At 43.3% G+C, this 19,275-nt stretch carries 18 protein-coding genes; 15 read left to right on the forward strand and 3 right to left on the reverse strand.

The window, feature by feature from the left end; genetic code table 11:
• Nucleotide 1: 1 nt before the first annotated feature.
• The 4 genes from opuAB (at nucleotide 2) to MKZ05_RS01795 (ending at nucleotide 3,438) form a co-directional block, all read left to right on the forward strand.
• Nucleotides 2-847 carry a glycine/proline betaine ABC transporter permease subunit OpuAB gene (gene opuAB / locus MKZ05_RS01780; protein WP_284905960.1) on the forward strand — a complete coding sequence of 282 codons (846 nt, stop codon included), beginning with the start codon at nucleotides 2-4 and terminating at the stop codon, nucleotides 845-847.
• On the forward strand, nucleotides 847-1,728 hold the full coding sequence (locus tag MKZ05_RS01785; protein WP_003217117.1) for a glycine betaine ABC transporter substrate-binding protein: 882 nt from the start codon (nucleotides 847-849) through the stop codon (nucleotides 1,726-1,728). The genes opuAB and MKZ05_RS01785 overlap by 1 nt, the downstream gene beginning before the upstream one ends.
• A 39-nt stretch (nucleotides 1,729-1,767) precedes the next feature.
• Nucleotides 1,768-2,592, forward strand: coding sequence for an alpha/beta hydrolase (locus tag MKZ05_RS01790; RefSeq protein WP_003217161.1), 825 nt, complete (start codon nucleotides 1,768-1,770; stop codon nucleotides 2,590-2,592).
• A gap of 123 nt (nucleotides 2,593-2,715) precedes the next feature.
• A complete protein-coding gene (locus MKZ05_RS01795; RefSeq protein ID WP_050943293.1) occupies nucleotides 2,716-3,438 on the forward strand; it encodes an SDR family oxidoreductase in 723 nt (240 codons plus the stop codon).
• 47 nt (nucleotides 3,439-3,485) lie between these two features.
• Here MKZ05_RS01795 and MKZ05_RS01800 read toward each other — a convergent pair whose 3' ends face one another.
• On the reverse strand, nucleotides 3,486-4,613 hold the full coding sequence (locus MKZ05_RS01800; RefSeq protein WP_106032920.1) for a M20 peptidase aminoacylase family protein: 1,128 nt from the start codon (nucleotides 4,611-4,613) through the stop codon (nucleotides 3,486-3,488).
• Between the two features lie 153 nt (nucleotides 4,614-4,766).
• Here MKZ05_RS01800 and MKZ05_RS01805 point away from each other — a divergent pair, with 153 nt between their 5' ends.
• The 3 genes from MKZ05_RS01805 to MKZ05_RS01815 all read left to right on the forward strand — a co-directional run bounded on the left by MKZ05_RS01805 (nucleotide 4,767) and on the right by MKZ05_RS01815 (nucleotide 9,023).
• Nucleotides 4,767-6,197: a YfcC family protein gene (locus MKZ05_RS01805; RefSeq protein ID WP_003217247.1), complete on the forward strand. Its 1,431-nt coding sequence runs from the start codon at nucleotides 4,767-4,769 to the stop codon at nucleotides 6,195-6,197.
• Nucleotides 6,198-6,413: 216 nt separating this feature from the next.
• On the forward strand, nucleotides 6,414-7,361 hold the full coding sequence (locus tag MKZ05_RS01810) for an L-lactate dehydrogenase (protein ID WP_003217251.1): 948 nt from the start codon (nucleotides 6,414-6,416) through the stop codon (nucleotides 7,359-7,361).
• Between the two features lie 39 nt (nucleotides 7,362-7,400).
• A complete protein-coding gene (locus MKZ05_RS01815) occupies nucleotides 7,401-9,023 on the forward strand; it encodes an L-lactate permease (RefSeq protein ID WP_137055225.1) in 1,623 nt (540 codons plus the stop codon).
• A gap of 238 nt (nucleotides 9,024-9,261) precedes the next feature.
• Here the strand turns inward: MKZ05_RS01815 and MKZ05_RS01820 are convergent, their stop codons facing one another.
• Nucleotides 9,262-10,251: a LacI family DNA-binding transcriptional regulator gene (locus MKZ05_RS01820; protein WP_137055227.1), complete on the reverse strand. Its 990-nt coding sequence runs from the start codon at nucleotides 10,249-10,251 to the stop codon at nucleotides 9,262-9,264.
• A 109-nt stretch (nucleotides 10,252-10,360) separates the two neighbouring features.
• Here MKZ05_RS01820 and MKZ05_RS01825 point away from each other — a divergent pair, with 109 nt between their 5' ends.
• The 7 genes from MKZ05_RS01825 to MKZ05_RS01855 all read left to right on the forward strand — a co-directional run bounded on the left by MKZ05_RS01825 (nucleotide 10,361) and on the right by MKZ05_RS01855 (nucleotide 17,181).
• Nucleotides 10,361-11,686, forward strand: a complete 1,326-nt coding sequence (locus MKZ05_RS01825; RefSeq protein WP_137055229.1) for a DegT/DnrJ/EryC1/StrS family aminotransferase — start codon at nucleotides 10,361-10,363, stop codon at nucleotides 11,684-11,686.
• A complete protein-coding gene (locus MKZ05_RS01830; protein ID WP_137055231.1) occupies nucleotides 11,661-12,527 on the forward strand; it encodes an HAD-IIB family hydrolase in 867 nt (288 codons plus the stop codon). Before MKZ05_RS01825 ends, MKZ05_RS01830 begins: the two co-directional genes overlap by 26 nt.
• Nucleotides 12,524-13,570 (forward strand): Gfo/Idh/MocA family oxidoreductase, encoded by a 1,047-nt coding sequence (locus tag MKZ05_RS01835; protein ID WP_212046236.1) that lies wholly within the window; start codon nucleotides 12,524-12,526, stop codon nucleotides 13,568-13,570. The genes MKZ05_RS01830 and MKZ05_RS01835 overlap by 4 nt, the downstream gene beginning before the upstream one ends.
• A 54-nt stretch (nucleotides 13,571-13,624) precedes the next feature.
• Complete coding sequence (locus MKZ05_RS01840) at nucleotides 13,625-14,812, forward strand: MFS transporter (protein WP_050943281.1); 1,188 nt, start codon at nucleotides 13,625-13,627, stop codon at nucleotides 14,810-14,812.
• Between the two features lie 112 nt (nucleotides 14,813-14,924).
• Nucleotides 14,925-15,554: a LysE family translocator gene (locus MKZ05_RS01845; protein WP_212046235.1), complete on the forward strand. Its 630-nt coding sequence runs from the start codon at nucleotides 14,925-14,927 to the stop codon at nucleotides 15,552-15,554.
• Between the two features lie 306 nt (nucleotides 15,555-15,860).
• Nucleotides 15,861-16,244 carry a UPF0715 family protein gene (locus MKZ05_RS01850; RefSeq protein ID WP_137055235.1) on the forward strand — a complete coding sequence of 128 codons (384 nt, stop codon included), beginning with the start codon at nucleotides 15,861-15,863 and terminating at the stop codon, nucleotides 16,242-16,244.
• Between the two features lie 178 nt (nucleotides 16,245-16,422).
• The gene (locus tag MKZ05_RS01855; RefSeq protein ID WP_050943464.1) at nucleotides 16,423-17,181 is read left to right on the forward strand and encodes a YqcI/YcgG family protein; all 759 of its coding nucleotides are present in this window, start codon (nucleotides 16,423-16,425) and stop codon (nucleotides 17,179-17,181) included.
• Here the strand turns inward: MKZ05_RS01855 and MKZ05_RS01860 are convergent.
• Entirely contained in the window at nucleotides 17,176-18,528 is a 1,353-nt protein-coding gene (locus MKZ05_RS01860) for an amino acid permease (protein ID WP_050943275.1), read from the reverse strand. The two genes, MKZ05_RS01855 and MKZ05_RS01860, sit on opposite strands and share 6 nt — an antisense overlap.
• A 79-nt stretch (nucleotides 18,529-18,607) precedes the next feature.
• Between MKZ05_RS01860 and MKZ05_RS01865 the strand changes: the two genes are divergently transcribed.
• A complete protein-coding gene (locus tag MKZ05_RS01865) occupies nucleotides 18,608-19,204 on the forward strand; it encodes an urea carboxylase-associated family protein (RefSeq protein WP_327840385.1) in 597 nt (198 codons plus the stop codon).
• Nucleotides 19,205-19,275: the final 71 nt, after the last annotated feature.

A 19,275-nucleotide genomic window follows, 5' to 3' on the forward strand; every position in this document is an offset into this window, starting at 1 on the left:
TATGAGTGATTTACCTAGAATTCCGTTCGCGGATTACATCGATCAATTTGTTGACTGGTTAACATTAACGTTTGGCGGTTTCTTTGATGGCATCACAAATGCATTAGCAGGTACAGTAAATGGAATTGTGGCAGTACTTGGTGTGATTCCATCCATTATTTTAACCCTTATTTTTGCCGGCATTGCTTGGTGGATCAGTACAAGAGGAATTGCTCTTTTCACACTTATTGGATTCTTGCTGATTGACTATTTAGGCTACTGGCATCCAATGCTTCAAACCCTTGCGCTCGTTTTAACAGCTGTGGTCATTTCCATCGTAATCGGGGTTCCGATCGGTATTTGGGCATCACAGAAGGAAACTGTGCGTAAAATTGTGACACCGATTTTAGATTTAATGCAGACAATGCCTGCATTCGTTTATCTATTACCAGCCATCTTCTTCTTTAACATTGGCGTTGTGCCTGGAGTTGTGGCATCGGTTATTTTCTCTATGCCGCCAACGATTCGTATGACGATTCTCGGTATTAAACAAGTACCAGCTGATTTAATTGAAGCAACAGAAGCATTTGGTTCAACGACATTCCAGCGTTTGTTCAAAGTTCAGCTTCCACTTGCAACAAAAACCATCCTAGCTGGTATTAACCAAAGTATCATGCTTGCTCTATCAATGGTCGTCATTGCGGCAATGGTAGGTGCACCAGGACTTGGTTCAGAAGTATATAGTGCGGTAACGCAGCTGAAAACAGGAATTGGATTTGAAGCAGGTATTGCCATTGTCATTGTGGCAATTACACTTGACCGTATTACACAAAACATTAAAACGAAAAAAACCAGGGGGAATGCTTAATGTGGAAAAAGTCTCTCTACATTGGGATGACCGCCCTGCTTGTCTTTTTACTAGCCGCTTGTGGCGCAAAGTCGGACTCAAATGCGAGTGCAGCACAGCAGGTGAATAAAACCATTATCGGTATTGATCCTGGTTCAGGGATTATGGCGCTAACGGATCAAGCGAAAAAGGATTACGGCTTAGAGGATTGGACGGTTGTGTCTGCATCAAGTGCAGCCATGACTGCAACGCTCAAGAAATCTTACGACCGTAAAAAGCCAATCATCATCACTGGCTGGAATCCACACTGGATGTTTTCTCGATATGATTTAAAATATTTAGAGGACCCAAAGAAATCTTACGGTGAAGCGGAAGAGATTCATACGATTTCACGTAAAGGGTTTGCAAAGGATCAGCCGGATGCAGCCAAAATGCTTGGTCAGTTTAAATGGTCTCAAGATGATATGGGCGAAGTCATGATGGATATCCAAGATGGTATCAATCCAAAGGATGCCGCCGTTAAATATGTGAAGAAACATAAAGACCAAGTAGCGAAATGGACAAAAGGCGTGAAAAAGTCGAATGGTGACAAAGTCAATCTTGCCTACGTTGCGTGGGATAGTGAGATTGCAAGTACCAATGTTGCTGCAGAAGTACTGCGTGAGCTCGGATTTAAAGTGACCTTGACTCAGGTGGAAGCAGGTCCAATGTGGACAGCAATTGCAACTGGAAGTGCGGATGCCTCGTTATCTGCTTGGCTGCCAAATACGCATAAAACGTATGCAGCGAAGTTTAAAGGGAAATATGATGATCTAGGCACAAGTATGAAAGGTCTTCGCATGGGTCTAGTTGTTCCGACATATATGAAGAACGTCAACTCGATTGAGGATTTGAAAAAATAGCCAATTATGATGAGGTTCCCTTATAATAGAAGGGAGCATATGAAAAAGCAGTCTGCTCAAAAAGCGGCTGCTTTTTTCTTATATATAAGGAAGGTGGACGAGTTGTCGATGATGGTTAAGCCAATCATGATTTTCCTGCATGGCGGAGGAGTAAGTAGCTGGATGTGGCAGGAGCAGATAAAAACATTCAAAGAAGCGTATGAATGCTATACGCCTGACCTCATTGGTCACGGGACTAGAGCAGATGAACAGTCCTTTTCCATGCGAGAAAGTGCTCTTGAAGTCATCTCATGGATCAAGCAGCATGCGCACGGACATAAAGTAATACTCGTTGGCTTCTCTCTAGGTGCACAGGTTGCCGTTGAGGTGTTATCAAAAGAGCCTGACATCGTAGACATAGCCGTCATCAATAGCGCTCTTGTAATGCCGCTGCCATGGCTTTACTTGATGGTGAGACCTCTTTTACCTCTTACGTATCCATTATTAAAGAAAGATTGGTTTATCGAGCTCCAAGCTGAAAAAATGGGGCTTCCAAACGATGTACTCAATCACTATGTGGCGGATTCGAAGAATTTGCAGAAGAAAACCCTTCTGACGATGTTTCAAGAAAATCTCCATTACAAGCTCCCAGACACGTTTCAACAAGCGAAGGCACGAATTCTTGTCACAGTGGGGGAAAAGGAAAAAGGCATCATGAAACGGTCAGCAAAGAAAATAACGAATTCACATCCGCAGGCAGCAGGTGTCGTCGTTCCCGCTATTGGACATACATTTACGTTTGAGAAGAAAGAACTGTTTATGGATATGGTTCAATGCTTTATAGAGGAACGCGCATTACCAGTGGAATTAAAGGAAATCAAGTAACCGAAAGTAAAGACAGGCATAAAAGAGGCAGCCAAATCTTAGAACCTATATGATAGAGGTATAAAACGCTTACAGATGAGCTACTGTCTGACTGAAAGCTCATGAGACGTAGAAGGAGGAGCTATGAGTAAAAACTATATCATATTCGGTGCAAGTCAAGGATTAGGGGATGCTTTTGTTAAAGGTCTTCCTTCAAGCGGAGATACAGTTTGGATTGTGTCTCGAAGTGAACCGAGCAGTTTGAAATTAGATGACGGTGTACATAGAATTTGGCTGAAAATTGATTTATCAAGCCAATCTCATATCCCATACATGATCGAAGCATTGGGGGACAAAACCATTGATGTCCTGATCTATAACGTCGGCTTATGGGAAAAACGAGGCTTTGAAGATGATTATTCATTTGATCACGATCAGCCAGAGGATATCGCTCATTTAATCAATGTGAACGTCACGTCTACGATTACTTACATCCAAGCACTGCTTCCGCACGTAAGAAAATCGGAGAATGGAAAAATCATCGTGATTGGTTCAACGGCGGGACTTGATCATACAAACCTACCGCAAGTTTCTTTTGTTGCATCTAAATTTGGCCTGCGCGGAATTGTGAATGCACTAAGAGAGCATGTGAGAAAAGATAAAATATCTGTCACCTGTATTAATCCAGGAGAGCTGGCGGCAGAGGTACCATATGAAGATGGTGCCGAAAAAGCCATCGCTCTATATGATGAAACGAGAATTCCTGTACAGGATATAGTAGAGCTTGCGAGATGTGTGATTCATTTATCAAGGGTATCCTGTGTAAAAGAAATCAACGTCCCAGCCATGACAGATTTGAATGCGTAAAACAATCAGACCACCCGTTTAAAGAAAAAACGGGTGGTTTTTTGATTTTATGATGAATGCTGCTGAAGGGTTTGATAAACAGCTTCAGTCAAAATCTCAATGCCGGTAAAAATAGCAGAGCGGTCGAATGTCATATACGGATGATGTAGACCGGGCTTTAGATCACAGCCTAAACCAAGCATCGTGGATTTGATATGCGGAACCTTTGCTGCATAAAAGTGAAAATCCTCTCCGCCTGTCGTTACGATCGGAGGATCAAGCTGTTCTTTCCCTAAAATCTTTTCAATGGCTTGAGACATCATCTGAACGGCTTCCTCATTTAAGGTAGCGGCAGGCAGACGATGATCTGTTGAAAGGGTAATGGAAGCGCCAAAGGCATCCGCTACAGCATGTACGGCTCTTTCAATTTCTTTTTCTAGTTCATCCATCACTTCATTTGTTTGTGCTCTGACATCTAATGTAAAAGAAGCTTTGCCGGGGATGATGTTTGAACTACCTCCGCCAGCATGTAGGTTGGTCATTTTCACAGAATGTGCAACTCTTGGGTCGACATGAATATGCGCGAGTCTTTGCACGAGGGTAGAAGCGACTTCAATGACGTTGACCCCTAGATGCGGGCGTGCACCGTGGGCTTCCTCACCAATAATTGTGCCGATGTAATGATTACTCGATCCATGTAAGATCGCAGGTGCGCAGCGTCCGTTTAATGTTTCTTGAATTGGGCGCACATGCACTCCGTATAAGTAATCAACGTCTGCTAGCACACCTTTTTCAATCATTTTCAGCGCACCGCCGCCTTTTTCCTCAGCAGGCTGAAAAATGAAGCGGATGGTGCCGTTTGGGAGCTCCTTTTCTTTTAATGCCATGAAGGTGCCGAGAGCCATTGTCATGTGTGCATCGTGACCACATGAATGATTGGCTTGAAACTCACCATCTACTTCCTGCCAAAGTGCATCAATATCGGCTCTCACAGCGACCACTGGTGAACCTTCTCCCATTTCACCGATCACCCCTGTACAGTCGTCAAATGTTCGAGTTTGACAGCCCATTTTCTTTAATAAGTCCTCAAGATAAGCCGTCGTATTCGTTTCTTCCCAGCTGATTTCAGGGTGGGCGTGAAGGTGATCAAAGATGTCTTTCACCGTTTGCTGCATGTCGTTTGTCAAAGTTGTCATGAATAGCCTCCTTGCTGACAGAAAATCTGTCAAAATATTCTTTTAGTGAAATAATATTGATCTTAAATATCATCAGTGTTTATAATATAACACATCATTTGATTATTCAGAAAATTAAGTGAAATTCCAATCGGGACAAAGGGGTTTTGACACATGAAAACAGCAGCAGTATTACCACCAGAGAAACAAAAAAGAAAACTTCAAATGCCGGATGCGTATGTTCTCTTATTTATCATTGCGCTCATTTGTACCGTTGCAACGTATTTTGTGCCAGCAGGTGAATTTGACCGAAAGACGTCAGGGGAAATTACAACAGCTGTTCCTGGCAGCTATCACCGCATTGATCAATCACCCGTAAGTCCAGTGGGCTTTTTTACAGCCATTCAGGAAGGGATGGTAGGGTCTTCTTCTATTATTTTTCTCATTCTATTTACTGGTGGAACCATAGCCATTTTGGAGAAAACAGGTGCCATTAACGGAATGATTCACCATGTCATCAGCAGATTTCAAACAAAGCAATTATTGTTTATTTGTATTGTTGGAGGATTATTTTCAGTGCTTGGAACGACCGGAATTGTCGTGAACTCTGTTATAGGATTTATTCCAATCGGGATCATTGTGGCAAGATCCTTGAAATGGGATGCTGTGGCAGGAGCTGCGGTCATTTATATCGGCTGTTATGCCGGGTTTAACGCAACCATATTGTCTCCATCTCCACTGGGGTTATCTCAGACGATTGCAGAGCTGCCGATTTTTTCTGGCATTGGCCTGCGTGTCATTATTTATCTTTGTTTTCTTATATCTAGTATTGTGTACATCTATTTATATACAAGACGCCTAAAGAATAAAGAGAAGGGAAGTCTTCTTGGAGATGAATGGTTTCCTGCGAAGGGACTTGGCGGATCTGATGCAGAATCTGTGGACAAGCCTGCATTTACGGGCAGGCATAAGCTGATTTTAGCAGTGTGTGGATTGTCTCTTGGGGGCTTCTTATATGGCGCGCTTCAGCTTGGCTGGACCGATAAGGAAATGGCAGGAGTCTTCATTTTCATGGCCATTGCTGCTGGATTGCTTGGCGGATTAGCAGCCAATGATATTGCGAAAACGTTTATCATCGGCTGTCAAAGTCTTGTTTACGGCGCACTCATTGTTGGAATGGCACGCTGCATTTCTGTCATTTTGGAAAACGGTAAGCTGCTTGATACTGTGGTTAATGGCTTGGCGAGTATGCTGACAGGATTTAGTCCAATTGCTGGTGCGATCGGGATGTATATTGCGAGTGCACTTCTTCACTTTTTGATTTCATCAGGATCAGGAGAAGCGGTTGTCTTTATTCCAATTCTTGCGCCGCTGGCTGACTTAATGGGCATCACAAGACAGGTCGCTGTAGAAGCGGTGATGCTTGGTGAAGGGGTGGTTAACTGTATCAATCCGACGTCAGGTGTGCTCATGGCTGTGCTTGCTGCAAGTGGTATTCCTTATGTGAAGTGGCTTCGTTTTATGGTGCCGCTTGCGCTCATTTGGTTTGTCATTGGCCTTGTCTTTATTTGCATCGGCGTGATGATCAATTGGGGACCTTATTAACATGTATAAAGCTGCTGACAATGGCTTGGCAGCTTTTTTCTTGTGGAAATATGCATGGAGACAGCGCTTTGAAAGCACAATAAGTGTGTTCACAAATTCGCAACATATTTTTTTTCAGAAACCCCCTTGAAAAAGTTTGTGAAGTGTTGCACAATAAGAATGTGAAATACTTCACATACAGAAAACAACCTAGTTTTACTCAGGAGGATGAGATAAATGACAAACGAAAAAGTAAACAAAGTAGCACTTATTGGAGCAGGTTTTGTAGGTAGCAGTTATGCCTTTACATTAATAAATCAAGTGATCACAGATGAATTGGTTGTCATCGATTTGAATCAAGATAAAGCAATGGGTGACGTCATGGATTTAAACCACGGGAAAGCATTTGCTCCGCATCCGGTGAACACATGGTATGGAGATTATGAGGATTGTAAGGATGCGGACATTGTGTGTATCTGTGCTGGAGCGAACCAAAAGCCAGGTGAAACGAGACTTGACCTTGTTGAAAAAAACTTAAATATATTTAAAGGCATTGTAGACAATGTGATGAAAAGTGGATTCGATGGTATTTTCTTAGTCGCCACAAACCCTGTTGATATTTTAACATATGCGACTTGGAAATTCAGTGGACTGCCAAAAGAACGAGTGATCGGCAGTGGAACTACACTTGATACTGCAAGATTTAGATACATGCTTAGTGAGTACTTTGACGCAGCGGCACACAATGTGCATGCGTACATCATTGGAGAGCATGGGGATACAGAGCTTGCTGTTTGGAGTCATGCGAATATCGGAAGTGTACCGATTACAGAATTAATGAAGAAAAATGATCAATACAAACAAGAAGATTTAGATGAGATGATGGAAAATGTCCGTCATGCCGCTTATCAAATCATTGAGAAAAAAGGCGCTACTTACTACGGCGTAGCGATGAGTTTGGCCCGCATAACAAGAGCGATTCTGCACAATGAAAACAGTATTTTGACTGTCAGCACTTACTTAGATGGAGAGTACGGAGCAGAAGATGTCTACATTGGTGTACCTGCCCTTGTGAATCGAAATGGCGCAACAGAAGTGATAGAGCTTGCACTGAATGATACAGAAAAAGAACAATTCGCGCACAGTGTGAATGTGTTAAAAGAGATTTTGGCTCCTCATTTTTAATCAAAAGCAACCTATCTGAGCAGAAAAGGATGAATCACTATGTGGCAGCAAATATATAATCCGTTTGGTAATGAGTTCGTGAGTGCATTGGTAGCAATGCTTCCAATTTTGTTTTTCCTACTTGCATTAACCGTATTTAAGTTAAAAGGTGTTTTAGCCGCTTGTTTTACCTTAATCGTCAGTTTTGTAACAGCGGTTTTCTTCTTTCATATGCCAATTGAAAAAGCATTATCTGCTGTGCTGCTCGGTATATCTAATGGGCTGTGGCCTATTGGATATATCGTCATCATGGCGGTGTGGCTCTATAAAATTGCTGTGAAATCTGGTAAATTCGATGTTATTCGTTCTAGTATTGCAGGAATCTCTCAAGATCAACGTCTTCAGCTCTTATTAATTGGTTTTAGTTTTAACGCATTTTTAGAGGGAGCCGCTGGGTTTGGTGTACCGATTGCGATTAGTGCCGCTCTCTTAACAGAGCTTGGGTTTAAACCGCTGAAAGCTGCGATGCTCTGCTTAATTGCCAATGCTGCGTCTGGCGCATTTGGTGCTGTGGGTATCCCAGTCATTACAGGGGCGCAAATGGGCAATATGACGCCGCTTGCATTATCTCAAACCCTTGTGTTTACGATTCCGTTTATTTCATTCTGTATTCCGTTCCTACTCATTCTCATTGTGGACGGATTCAAAGGGATTAAAGAAACGCTCCCTGCCTTGCTTGTTGTGAGTGGAAGCTATGCCATTTTGCAAGCTGTCACAATGGTGACAATGGGTCCTGAGCTTGCCAATATTATTTCAGCTTTAGCAAGTATGGGGATTTTGGCTTTATTTCTTCGAAAATGGCAGCCGAAACATATTTATCGTGAAGAAGGGGCACCAGACATTGAACAGAAACAAACGTATCGCGGCGTTGAAGTGCTGAAAGCATGGTCTCCATTCTATATTTTAACTGCCGTGATTACGGTATGGAGTCTACCAGCATTTAAAGCATTGTTTGCTGTAGGAGGCCCGCTCAACTGGACAACCATTTTAGTAAAAATGCCATTTTTGCATCAGCAAATTGTGAAATTACCACCAATTGCACAAACAGCAACACCTATTGATGCGATCTTTAAAATTGATGTGATCAGTGCAACGGGTACTGCCATTCTGATTGCGGTGATGCTGACAGGTTTGTTTAGCAGACATATTACATTAACAGAAGGCGCTGCTTGCTTAAAAGCATCAGTGAAAGAGCTTTGGGTGCCAGTTCTCACTATTTGTTTTGTCATGGGCTTTGCCAACTTGGCGAACTTCGCCGGACTAAGTTCAGCCATTGGGCTTGCACTTGCCAAAACAGGCGATTTGTTCCCGCTTGTCAGCCCAGTGCTTGGCTGGATCGGGGTGTTTATTACAGGATCTGTCGTGAGTAACAACGCCTTATTCGGTAACCTTCAAGCGGTCACTGCTTCTCAAATCGGCTCACAAGCAGGTTTGTTAATCGGAGCAAATACAACAGGCGGGGTCATGGCGAAATTAATTTCTCCACAATCTATCGCCATTGCTACAGCAGCAGTTGGAGAAACAGGTAAAGAATCTGAGCTCTTCCAAAAGACTGTGAAGTACAGCTTCATCCTGCTCGGCATAGTGTGTATATGGACATTCATTCTTGCTCAATTTATATAGGTTTAAAAAAAGACTGAGACAGCTCTCAGTCACAGCGTGTAGACAAACCTTCGCATTCTTTGTCAGGCCTGTGCTCCGGTGCTCACGAATGTCAAATTCGCTCCGCTCCGTTGCTCGTCCTTCCTAGACTGCAAAGGTTTTCTATCACGCTGAAAAAAGGAAAACAAAGGGCTAAAATAAAGATCATTTTAGCCCTTTGTCACCAAAAAAGACTGAGACAGCTCTTAGTCTTTTTTGTTTATGTCGATTCCCTTGTCACGAGCCGGGTAGGCAGCTGGATATGTTCACGCTGTAATGGTTTTTGGTCTTGCAGGATCTCGATTATTTGCTGCACAGACCGCTGGCCAAGCTCTACGATCGGGATGTCGATTGTGGTGATCGTTGGAGCCGTCACCTCGCAAATGTCTTGATTGTCATAGCCAATCACCGCTAGATCCTGAGGAATTTGATAACCATATGAAATGGCCTGTTTAATGAGTCCTGCTGCGACTTGATCATTACCGGTGAAAATGGCATCAGGTGCATTCTTCATGTCATGGATGACATCCATTAAGCGAAAACCGTCTTCAATGGTGAAGGCCTCGCCGAACAGCCAATCGTCATGCAGCGGCAAGCCGTGTGCAGAAAGAGCATCGAGATAGCCCTGTTTCCTTTGTTTCTGTGCTTCACTGCTTTCTGTATCAAAGCAAAACCCTATCGATTTCCGCCCCGACTGAATCAAGTAGTCAACTGCTTTATAGGCAGCTTCCCGCTCATCGTATCCAATAATCGGGATGTCTGCTGTTTGATGATATTCATTCGCCATGACAATAGGGCCGTTCGTTAAAAATGGCTCGATCTTTTCCCACGGATTTTCTAATGCCCCTAATATGACCCCATCTACTTCTCTTCTTTTTAATAATTGAAGCCCTTCAAGCTCTAATGATTCCTGATAAAACGTCTGAAGCACGATGGCTTTATAGCCTTGATCCAGTGCTTCTTTTGAAATTCCTTTAATGAATTGTGCAAAAAAAGGATGGTCCACAGCCGGGACAGACACAGCAATGGTTTTTGTCTGATGTGAACGAAGGGTGCGAGCCGCTGAACTCGGTGTATATTCCATTTCTTTCATCACCTGTAAAATGAGCTGGCGCTTTTCCTCTGACACATATGGATGATGATTCAGCACTCTGGAAACGGTGGTGGTTGAAACCCCGCAGCGTTTGGCAATTTCATAAATTGTACACATATTAACAAATCCTTTACACAAAGTTATTGTTCTGAAATCGATAACATCATTTACAATGTGAAACAAGTTAAATATTAACAAATGGAATTGATTAATTGGAGGGAATGGAATGCAAATATTGACGAAGATATCAGGTAAAAGCAAGGATTATCTTCCTTTGCTGGATATGATCAATCAAGGTGTTCAAGTAAAGTCTGATTCAGTTGAGAAGCACCTAGCAAATGAAAAGCTGGTGACGTTCCTCGAGCAAGATATAGGGCACACAGGATTGGAAAAAATTCTCTTCCATTATAAACAAAATAAGGAAAAAAAGATACCGTTCCTGCCAGTCGATAAACTGATTTCAGAGGATGAGATCGATGACATTATGCAGGTGCTGAAAGAAGTATTGAGTTCTGGCCGTTTTACTTCAGGGCCATATATCCCGGCGTTTGAAAAGCAGCTCGCTGAGTACTTAGGGAAGAAATATGTCATTGCCACGTCAAGTGGAACAGATGCCCTAATGATCAGCCTTATATCAGCAGGTGTCACTCCAGGAGATGAGGTCATTTTGCCAGCGAATAGCTTTGCTGCAACAGAAAATGCAGTGCTTGCAATTGGGGCTGTTCCAGTCTATGCCGATATTGATCCAGATACTTACTGCTTGGCACCGAGTGAAATAGAGAAGCATATCACAGATCAAACGGCATGCATTCTTCCGGTTCATTTATATGGAAAACAAGCGGATATGAAGGCCATTTCGGCGATTGCGAAAAAGCATGGGCTGAAAATCATTGAAGATGGCTGTCAGGCAATTGGCAGCACTGGCCTTGGAGCATATGGAGATGGGCTTGTTCTCAGCTTTAATCCATACAAAAATCTTGGTGTCTGCGGCAAGGCCGGAGCCATCGCGACAAATGATGAAGCCTTAGCGGAAAAATGCATGGAGATCAGCTATCACGGCTTTGAAGTAGGAAAGAAAAATGTCAAACGCAGTGACTATGGCTTTAATTCGAAAATTGATAATTTGCAGGCAGCGATCGGACTCGAACGTATGAAGTATTTAGGATTACAAAACTTTAAACGTTTCTACTTAGCAAAGCGATACATTGACCAGCTACAAACGCTTGAGGAAGAAGGATACTTGAAGCTTCCGAAGCTAACGGATGATCACGTCTGGCATCTGTTCCCGATTAGAGTGCTGAAGGGAGGGCGAGATGAGCTTGCAACGAGATTGCTGAAAATGGGCATAGAAACGGATGTTTATTACCCGATTCTATCGCATCAGCATCAAACAAATCTTGTTTCTCAAAAGTATAAACAAACGACACTTCCACAAACGGAAAAAGCAGCACAGGAATTACTTCACTTGCCGCTGTATCCAGGCATGCCGCTGCAAGATCAGGAGAAGGTCATCGAGGGGGTTCATCATGTTATCAAGTCTTCCATTCAATAAAAAGCTGCTGAATCAGCCGGATAATCCGAAGTGGATCGTCTTCTGTGACTTTGATGAAACCTATTATTCTCACGAAATGACAGAGGAGCAGAGAGAGGATGTCAAGCGGCTGGAAGCCTTTGTGGCAGAAAAGAGTGAAGCAGGACAGCTCATGCTTGGCTGGGTCACGGGAAGTAGCCTCGATTCTGTCACAAGTAAAATGGAAACAGGCGGTTTTTATCAATTCCCGCATTTTATTGCGTCGAACTTAGGGACTGAGATTGTGTATACATCGGATGCTCGTTTTGGACAGCCAGATGCGGAGTGGATGAAGCGGCTGGATGCACAGGGCTTCTCAGATGAAAAAATTGAAGACATCCTCGAAACCATACATGAAAAGGGAATTCATCTCAGACCGCAAACGCAGCTGGGCAGCTCAGGGTATAAGAAGAATTTCTATTATCAGGAGCAGGATGAACGGACAGATCTTCATCATCTATCATTCATCCAAACACTTGCCAAAGAGCGCGGGGTGGCGGTCAACATCAACAAATGCAATCCGCTCGCAGGAGACCCTGCGGATTGCTATGATGTCGATTTTTTACCAGTCGGCACAGGGAAGGATGAAATTGTCCGCTTTATGCTGAACCAATATGATTTATCGAAAGATCAAGGCTTTGCCTTTGGAGATAGTGGGAACGATTTGCGGATGCTTCAATCCGTCACGCACGGTTTTCTCGTCCAAAATGCGACGGCCGAAGCCAAGCGGCACCATCATCAAATTTGTCATCATGGGTATGCAAAAGGAATCTATGAAACACTGAAAACAGTGATGTATAAACATGAGGAGGCACATTCATGAAGAAAATTGGAATTGTTGGAGCAGGGAATATTGCAAAAGCACATGCAAGGGCATTATCAACGATCAAAGGTGCAGAGTTATCAGGTGTTTATGATTTACACGAGTCAGTTGCACAGGGATTCATTAAACAGTATGGCGGACGCGTGTATTCAAGTATCGAAACTTTAGCAGATGCATCTGATGGGTTGATCATTGCCTCCCCTAATTTTTGTCACAAAGACCATGCCCTTCAGGCACTAAGAGCAGGACAGCCCATTTTATGTGAAAAGCCGATGGCTGTGTCGCTGAAGGAAGCGAAGGAAATGGTGGAGACAGCCAAACAGTTCCAGGTTCAAGCCAGTATGGGCTTTAACTATCGTTACTTATCCTTTGTGAATATTTTGAAGAATTTGATTGCCAATGGTGAATTAGGTCGGATTTTAACTGTCAGGACTCATTTTAAGAAAAACAGTGCCCTCAGAAGAAAGACATTTTCATGGAGAGACAGCGGGGAGAGTCTGCGTACGAGCGGTGCATTAGGAGATCTTGGCATTCATTTAATTGATATGCTTTGGTACTTATTTGGCAGTGACATGAAGAAAGACTCCTTAAATACCAAGATGCTGACGCATGTAAAGGAAAAGGAAGAGAAAAAGGTACAGGTGGATGATCATACCGAAATTTTCGGTCAGATGGAGAATCAAGTGTTCTTTCACTTGGTCACATCCAAAAGCACGCAGCCTGAGGAATGCGGATTTAGTGTTGAAGTCGTTGGTCATGACAAGGTATTCAAATACCATACGAACATGAAAAACGAATACGAGATCAGCGATGGCTTGTGTGTGGAGCGTCATCAAATGCCGCAAACCTTGCTGACAGATCCGCCAAACGAATTTTACGGATGGTCTGATACGTTCCGTGATCAGCTGATGCACTGGGTGAATACAGATCCATATCCATCTCATATGAAAGTCGCTGATTTTGTAGACGGGTATCGCGCGCAAGCAGCGCTTAATACGTGCTTCGAGAGGGAAGAGGCTGTCGAGTCTGCCCAGACATATTAAAGAGGTGGAGCGGAGGATGTCAAAACTCCGCTCCTTTTTAGAGGAAGTGAAAAGATGAAAAAAGTATTTTATTTTGGCTGTGTCTTTTATTTTTTTATTGGGACCATTCATGTGTTTTTTGGCAGCTTAACTCCTTATTTACTGTCTAGTTACGATAAGGGTCCTGGGGAATTATCTTCTTTAATCTTTTTTCAGTTTATTGGTTTTTTGACAGGGGTTCTGTTATCCCCCATCCTTGTGAGGAAAAAAGGCTACGGCGCTGTTCTGACCATGGGTCTTTTGCTGATGATCGGGTCACTTCTGCTTGGGCTTTTGGTTCCTGGCTGGTCAACACTTGTGCTGGCAGGTTTTTTTCTTGGGAGCGGGGCAGGCAGTCTTGAGACAACAGCCGGAGCGTATGTGATTTCGATGGCAAACAGTGCGAAGCGAATCAGCATCATGGAGGTCTTCTTTGGGTTAGGAGCACTGTTATTTCCGCTTGTGATTTTACTGACTGTCAATGAACAGACGTGGCACTATGTGTTTTTATTTCAAGTCGGTGCACTGACATTCTTTCTTATGCTCTGGCTTGCCTTCATGAACAAATTGCCTAGTGGACAGATGACTGCTCCTTCCAATGGGGTAAGAAAACCGTCCTTACTTGTTGATCGAAACAATCGAATCATTGTGGTGATCATGATTTGCTTTGCCTTTTTCTACGCAGGAATTGAAACGAACTTTGCGAACTTTTTGCCGTCGATCATGCTGGAGAAGGGGGGAGACAATTGGGGTCTCTTTGCGGTCTCTACCTTTTGGACAGCGATCGTCATTGGCAGAACTGTCATTGCGAGAAAAGCTGATAAGTTGCACCCGCTGCGTTTTTTAAAGCTAAGCGCAGCACTCATGATTCTGCTGCTCGTTGTATTTGCCCTGACAACCCACATCGCCGCGCAGCTGCTTCTCATCTTTTTCATCGGTCTGTGTGCAGCTGGTATGTTCCCAATCGCACTGACTGCATCTGCATTAATGATTGAAAATGCGATCGACGAGGCGACGAGTTACTTTATTGCAGCCGCAAGTTTAGGCGGAGCCTGCTTGTCCTTCTTGATCGGCTTTAGTCTTGAATGGGCAGGAGCAGCAAGTGCCGTCTTTGTTTTCGCCTTCTTAGCTGTTCTTCTGTTTGCAGCTGCGATTCAAATGAAACGTGCTACGAAAAAGGAAACGGTCCTGCCGCAACAATCGGCGCTGAAAGCCGATCGATAAGCAATACCCGATGCTCCCTTGAGTCCGCCTGAAAAGATGACAAAGGACTTGTACTAAACCATAGAACGTTTGAATAATATGTACAAGTCAGCATCAAAAGGAGGACGTCTATGTGGCGGTGTTTTTTGGTTATATCTTTTTAGGGTTGTCACTTTCAGCGCCTGTTGGGCCAGTCAATGCAGCTCAAATCGACAGAGGGATTAAAAGTGGATTTTGGCACGCGTGGATTTTTGGTGTGGGGGCCATGGCTGCGGATATTGTCTATATGCTCCTCATCTATTTTGGTGTCGCCCAGCTTTTGACCGCACCTCTTGTGAAAACCTTTTTGTGGCTGTTCGGCTTTTTTGTTCTGACCTATACCGGCATTGAGAGCCTGCGTAAAATCAATTTGCAGGAGAGTCCGAAAAAGGATGGAGGAAACACTTCGGTGGGTCAGTCATTTATGACGGGGTTTTTCATTTCTCTTTCCAATCCGCTCAGTATTTTATTTTGGCTTGGCATCTATGGCAGTATTTTGGCCAATACGATCGAAAAGTATGGGACATCCCAATTGCTCATGTATAGTATGGCTATTTTTATCGGCATGCTGATTTGGGATTTCAGTATGGCACTGCTTGCTAGTTCGTTTCGGCGTTATTTAAGTGAACGTGTCTTACATGGCTTATCCGTGCTTGCAGGCTTATCTTTACTTGGTTTCGGCGTCTATTTTGGTTATCAAGGGATCCTGGCATTGATTGGGTAGGAAAAACAGACTGATACATTCAGTCTGTTTCAGCGTGTAGACAAACCCTCGCATTCGGTGTCAGTCCTGCGTGCCGGTGCTCACGAATCTTCAATTCGCTCCACTCCGGTACTCGTCCTTCCTAGACTTCAAAGGTTTTCTATCACGCTGAAAAGAAGACAAAGGGCTAAAATAAAGATCATTTTAGCCCTTTGTCAACAATCTAAAACAGACTGATACATTCAGTCTGTTTTTTTGTAAGGATTGACAGACATAACACATTCTTGAATAATGGTGAGATATAAAATGGATTTAAGGAGCTTTGCCATGCGTATTTTTCTTCCAGTTTTCAACTATGTGTGCATGCTGATCTTATCAGTCATCATAGCAACATTCGTATATACCATTCTATTTATCCCGACTGAAGTAGGCTTTGGTTATGTGGAGATGACGAGTCTGCTCATTTTGATCGCTTATGTGGTGTTTGCTACACCGATTCAGCTTGTTTTACACCGGCATCCTAGAAGGTTTCGAGGTCGAGACTTACTTATTTATTTTCTTGCGGCGTGGGTGGTTTGTTCTGCGTTAGCGTTATGGATTGATTATGGACTGGTCGTGTTCATTAGCTACAAAGTCTATCTGTTTAGCTTTTGCTCAGCCTTCATTTATTGGGTGCTCGATTCTGTCTTTTTGATGAAGAACCGATCATAGGGATGATAAAAAAGTGCTCTATTAAAAGAAGCAGAATGGGGTGAAAGACACACACCTCAATTTATTTGAACGAGAACATCCACCTCTGGAATGCGCAAGGAAAGTCGTTTCAGGACAGTCACCACAGCCTTTTTTTCTCATAGGCTATGGAGAAGACGCTAAAACGAGGTGGAAGGAAATGGCCCAGTTGTATGCAAAAAGTTGTCTTGATCAAAATCTACGATCTCTAGAAGAATGGAAGCAGGACGCTTTTACGCAATTTGGAGAGATGGTAGGGGATGAGGCAGATACATTCCCATGTGTACCCGGAAGACAGGGGTTTTTTCTTGATCATTTACGGTATGGGTTTGTTGGTGACCCGAGGGAAGAGGATGCGGTTGATGAATTGGCCCAGCTCTTGAGAGAATATCAAAGTTGTTCGAAAGAAACGGGTCAATATGCCTCATTTGTTTGCTTTTTTGAGACACCGCAGGATTTGAGGGAATATTCGCTCGAAGAGTATGAGGAACAGTTTTGGTCGCTCGTTCAGCAATTGCATGAAAAGGATGAAATGAAATGGCCAAAGGACATTCCGACAGATCCTGAGAATCATGAATGGGAATTTTGTTTTCATGGGGAACCCTATTTTATTTTATGCGCAACACCGGCTCACAAACTCAGAAAAAGTCGTCACTTTCCTTATGTGATGTGGGCATTTCAACCAAGATGGGTGTTTGAGAAGATGAACGGATCCACCACATTCGGGCAAAAAATGAGCAAACTTGTTCGGAAAAGGCTCAAGGCATATGATCAAGTAGATGTTCATCCAGCGTTAAAGTGGTATGGTGATCAGAAAAATCTGGAATGGAAACAATATTTCCTCTCAGATGATGAGGCGGAGAAACCAGCCTCCGCCAAATGTCCATTTACTGCATTAAAAAACATGATGAAATTATGATGCGGTCTGATCCTGCTGCTTCCACTTTTTCCTCATAAATAGCACCATGATGGCAATCACTGCAATGATCCCAAGACTGATAAAAAAGCCAGGTCTTCCGCTTGCCTCAGTTAATGTGCCTGAAACGGCGGCTCCAATCAGGAGCAGTGCAAGAATCATTTCGCACGTTTGGCGAGTGGATGGCTTTGATAGCTTTTTACTTGAGAATAGAATGAATACCCATGTGTACAGAAGGGTAAGGCCGGCTGCTGTTGTGAGATGCTCGTAGATGTGTTTGGACAAAAAGAGCGCAAGCAAAATCGAGACAATTAATCCAGCAGCAGTTAAGATAATTGAAGACCATCTGACATGAGATGGGTCTTTTTGTTTAAAACAAGCAGGTGCATCTTGATGCTCCGACATCGTGCCAAGCAGCGTCGTGACTGCATAGAGTGAGGCAACCAATGTCGAAAAGCCGGCAATAATGAAAATGCCATTAAAGATATGAAGAAAGATCGATAAATGAAATGGCTCTAATGATGTAATAAAGGGACTGCTGTTCTCATTAAAGGCTGTCACTGGTACAAGCAAGAGAGCAAGTCCAATTGAGACGATATAGATCACCGCTAGAATGATCAGCATGACGCGTCCAGACTTTGCTGCATCCTTCGGGTCCTTTAAATGAACCGCCATCAGCCCCATGACTTCTATTCCCCCAAATGCATAAAACGCGTAAATCAATCCATTCCAAAGACCAAGCGGACCGAGCGGCATCCATTCGTGATCTTTGTTTGGGAGGTGAAGGGTTGGTTTATGATCTGTCAGAATACCGAATAACACAAGCACAGCAAGGATCATAAATAGAAAAATCGCCGCTGTCTTCAGTACCGCAAGGACATTTTCTGTCTTTTGAAAAGAAGAAAGCCCTATGATAATCACGAGTAGAGCAAGAGCGGAATAAATCGCAGAAAACACCCAAAGCGGAACAGATGGAAACCAGTGGCGGGTAAAAAGAGAAATTGCTGTTAACTGACTTCCTGTAATCAGCATTTCTGCAAACCAATACACCCAGCCATTGCTAAACCCTGCCCAGCGTCCATATGCTTTACGAGCATAGGAACAAAATGACCCTTTATCAGGATTATCGGCTGTCATTGCAGCCAAATGCTTAAAGACAAGATAGGTTCCGATCGCAGCAAGCAAAAAAGAGATGCAGACGGAATAACCGGACTTTGTAATGGCGATGCTGGAACCAAGGAAGAAACCGGTGCCAATTGTACAGCCTACTCCGATGAGAGAAAGCTGCCACCAAGATAAAGATTGTTCTTCTTTCAATGCATGTGCAACACCTTTCTGTTTCAATGACATTAGCTTGTGACCGGCTCCTTTTTTTATACATGATCAAGGGGACGTTTTGGGCATACTGTCAAGGAAAGGAGTGCAGGTGTTGAACGGAGAATACGTGATTTTACCAAAGGATGGACATGGCTTTCGTTTAGGAAAAGGCCAATGTATGCGGGTGGTTGATGTTGAAGGCCAGCAAGTAGCAGATGTCATGGCCTATCACGAAAAGGATTTTTATGAAAAATTTGACCAAGGCGCGACAATGGACAGCCTATTTTCGTCCAAAGTGAAAAAAGGCGATAAGCTCTATTCTAATTTATACAAACCGATGTTTACGGTCATTGAAGATACAGTCGGGTGCCATGATTTATATATGCCCGCCTGCCGGCAAGAAATGTACCAGCTTTTATACGGACGGACGCATTTAGAGGTCATGCATACATGCTACGATAATTTAAGGACTGCCTTCGAATCATTTGGGATTCCGAAGGAGGATATGTACTATCCTTTTAATGCCTTTATGAATACAGTCATTGATGAAAAAGGAAAGCTGTCTGTGGAGCAGCCAAAATCGCTTCCTGGTGATTACATTCGTCTGCGAGCCGAAATGGATCTCATTGTGGCCGTATCCGCATGCCCTGCTGATATTGGGAAGTGTAATGGCGCAAGCTGTACATCTATACGGGTAGAAATTGATTGAAAAAAAGGCAAGTCCGTATAGACGGGGTCTTTTTCATTTGTGAATGTTTGATCATTGATGAAATAGGGGAA

Source organism: Bacillus sp. FSL M8-0277, from assembly GCF_037975305.1.
GTDB lineage: Bacteria > Bacillota > Bacilli > Bacillales > Bacillaceae > Bacillus > Bacillus pumilus.

Bases quoted from the DNA above. Each gene is read 5' to 3' on its own strand.
- MKZ05_RS01800 (WP_106032920.1), bottom strand. From the start codon at position 4,613: ATGACAACTTTGACAAACGACATGCAGCAAACGGTGAAAGACATCTTT.
- MKZ05_RS01835 (WP_212046236.1), top strand. From the start codon at position 12,524: ATGAAGAAAATTGGAATTGTTGGAGCAGGGAATATTGCAAAAGCACAT.
- MKZ05_RS01825 (WP_137055229.1), top strand. From the start codon at position 10,361: ATGCAAATATTGACGAAGATATCAGGTAAAAGCAAGGATTATCTTCCT.
- MKZ05_RS01850 (WP_137055235.1), top strand. From the start codon at position 15,861: ATGCGTATTTTTCTTCCAGTTTTCAACTATGTGTGCATGCTGATCTTA.
- MKZ05_RS01860 (WP_050943275.1), bottom strand. From the start codon at position 18,528: ATGTCATTGAAACAGAAAGGTGTTGCACATGCATTGAAAGAAGAACAA.
- opuAB (WP_284905960.1), top strand. From the start codon at position 2: ATGAGTGATTTACCTAGAATTCCGTTCGCGGATTACATCGATCAATTT.
- MKZ05_RS01810 (WP_003217251.1), top strand. From the start codon at position 6,414: ATGACAAACGAAAAAGTAAACAAAGTAGCACTTATTGGAGCAGGTTTT.
- MKZ05_RS01840 (WP_050943281.1), top strand. From the start codon at position 13,625: ATGAAAAAAGTATTTTATTTTGGCTGTGTCTTTTATTTTTTTATTGGG.
- MKZ05_RS01820 (WP_137055227.1), bottom strand. From the start codon at position 10,251: ATGTGTACAATTTATGAAATTGCCAAACGCTGCGGGGTTTCAACCACC.
- MKZ05_RS01785 (WP_003217117.1), top strand. From the start codon at position 847: ATGTGGAAAAAGTCTCTCTACATTGGGATGACCGCCCTGCTTGTCTTT.
- MKZ05_RS01855 (WP_050943464.1), top strand. From the start codon at position 16,423: ATGGCCCAGTTGTATGCAAAAAGTTGTCTTGATCAAAATCTACGATCT.
- MKZ05_RS01790 (WP_003217161.1), top strand. From the start codon at position 1,768: ATGAAAAAGCAGTCTGCTCAAAAAGCGGCTGCTTTTTTCTTATATATA.
- MKZ05_RS01815 (WP_137055225.1), top strand. From the start codon at position 7,401: ATGTGGCAGCAAATATATAATCCGTTTGGTAATGAGTTCGTGAGTGCA.
- MKZ05_RS01805 (WP_003217247.1), top strand. From the start codon at position 4,767: ATGAAAACAGCAGCAGTATTACCACCAGAGAAACAAAAAAGAAAACTT.
- MKZ05_RS01795 (WP_050943293.1), top strand. From the start codon at position 2,716: ATGAGTAAAAACTATATCATATTCGGTGCAAGTCAAGGATTAGGGGAT.
- MKZ05_RS01830 (WP_137055231.1), top strand. From the start codon at position 11,661: ATGTTATCAAGTCTTCCATTCAATAAAAAGCTGCTGAATCAGCCGGAT.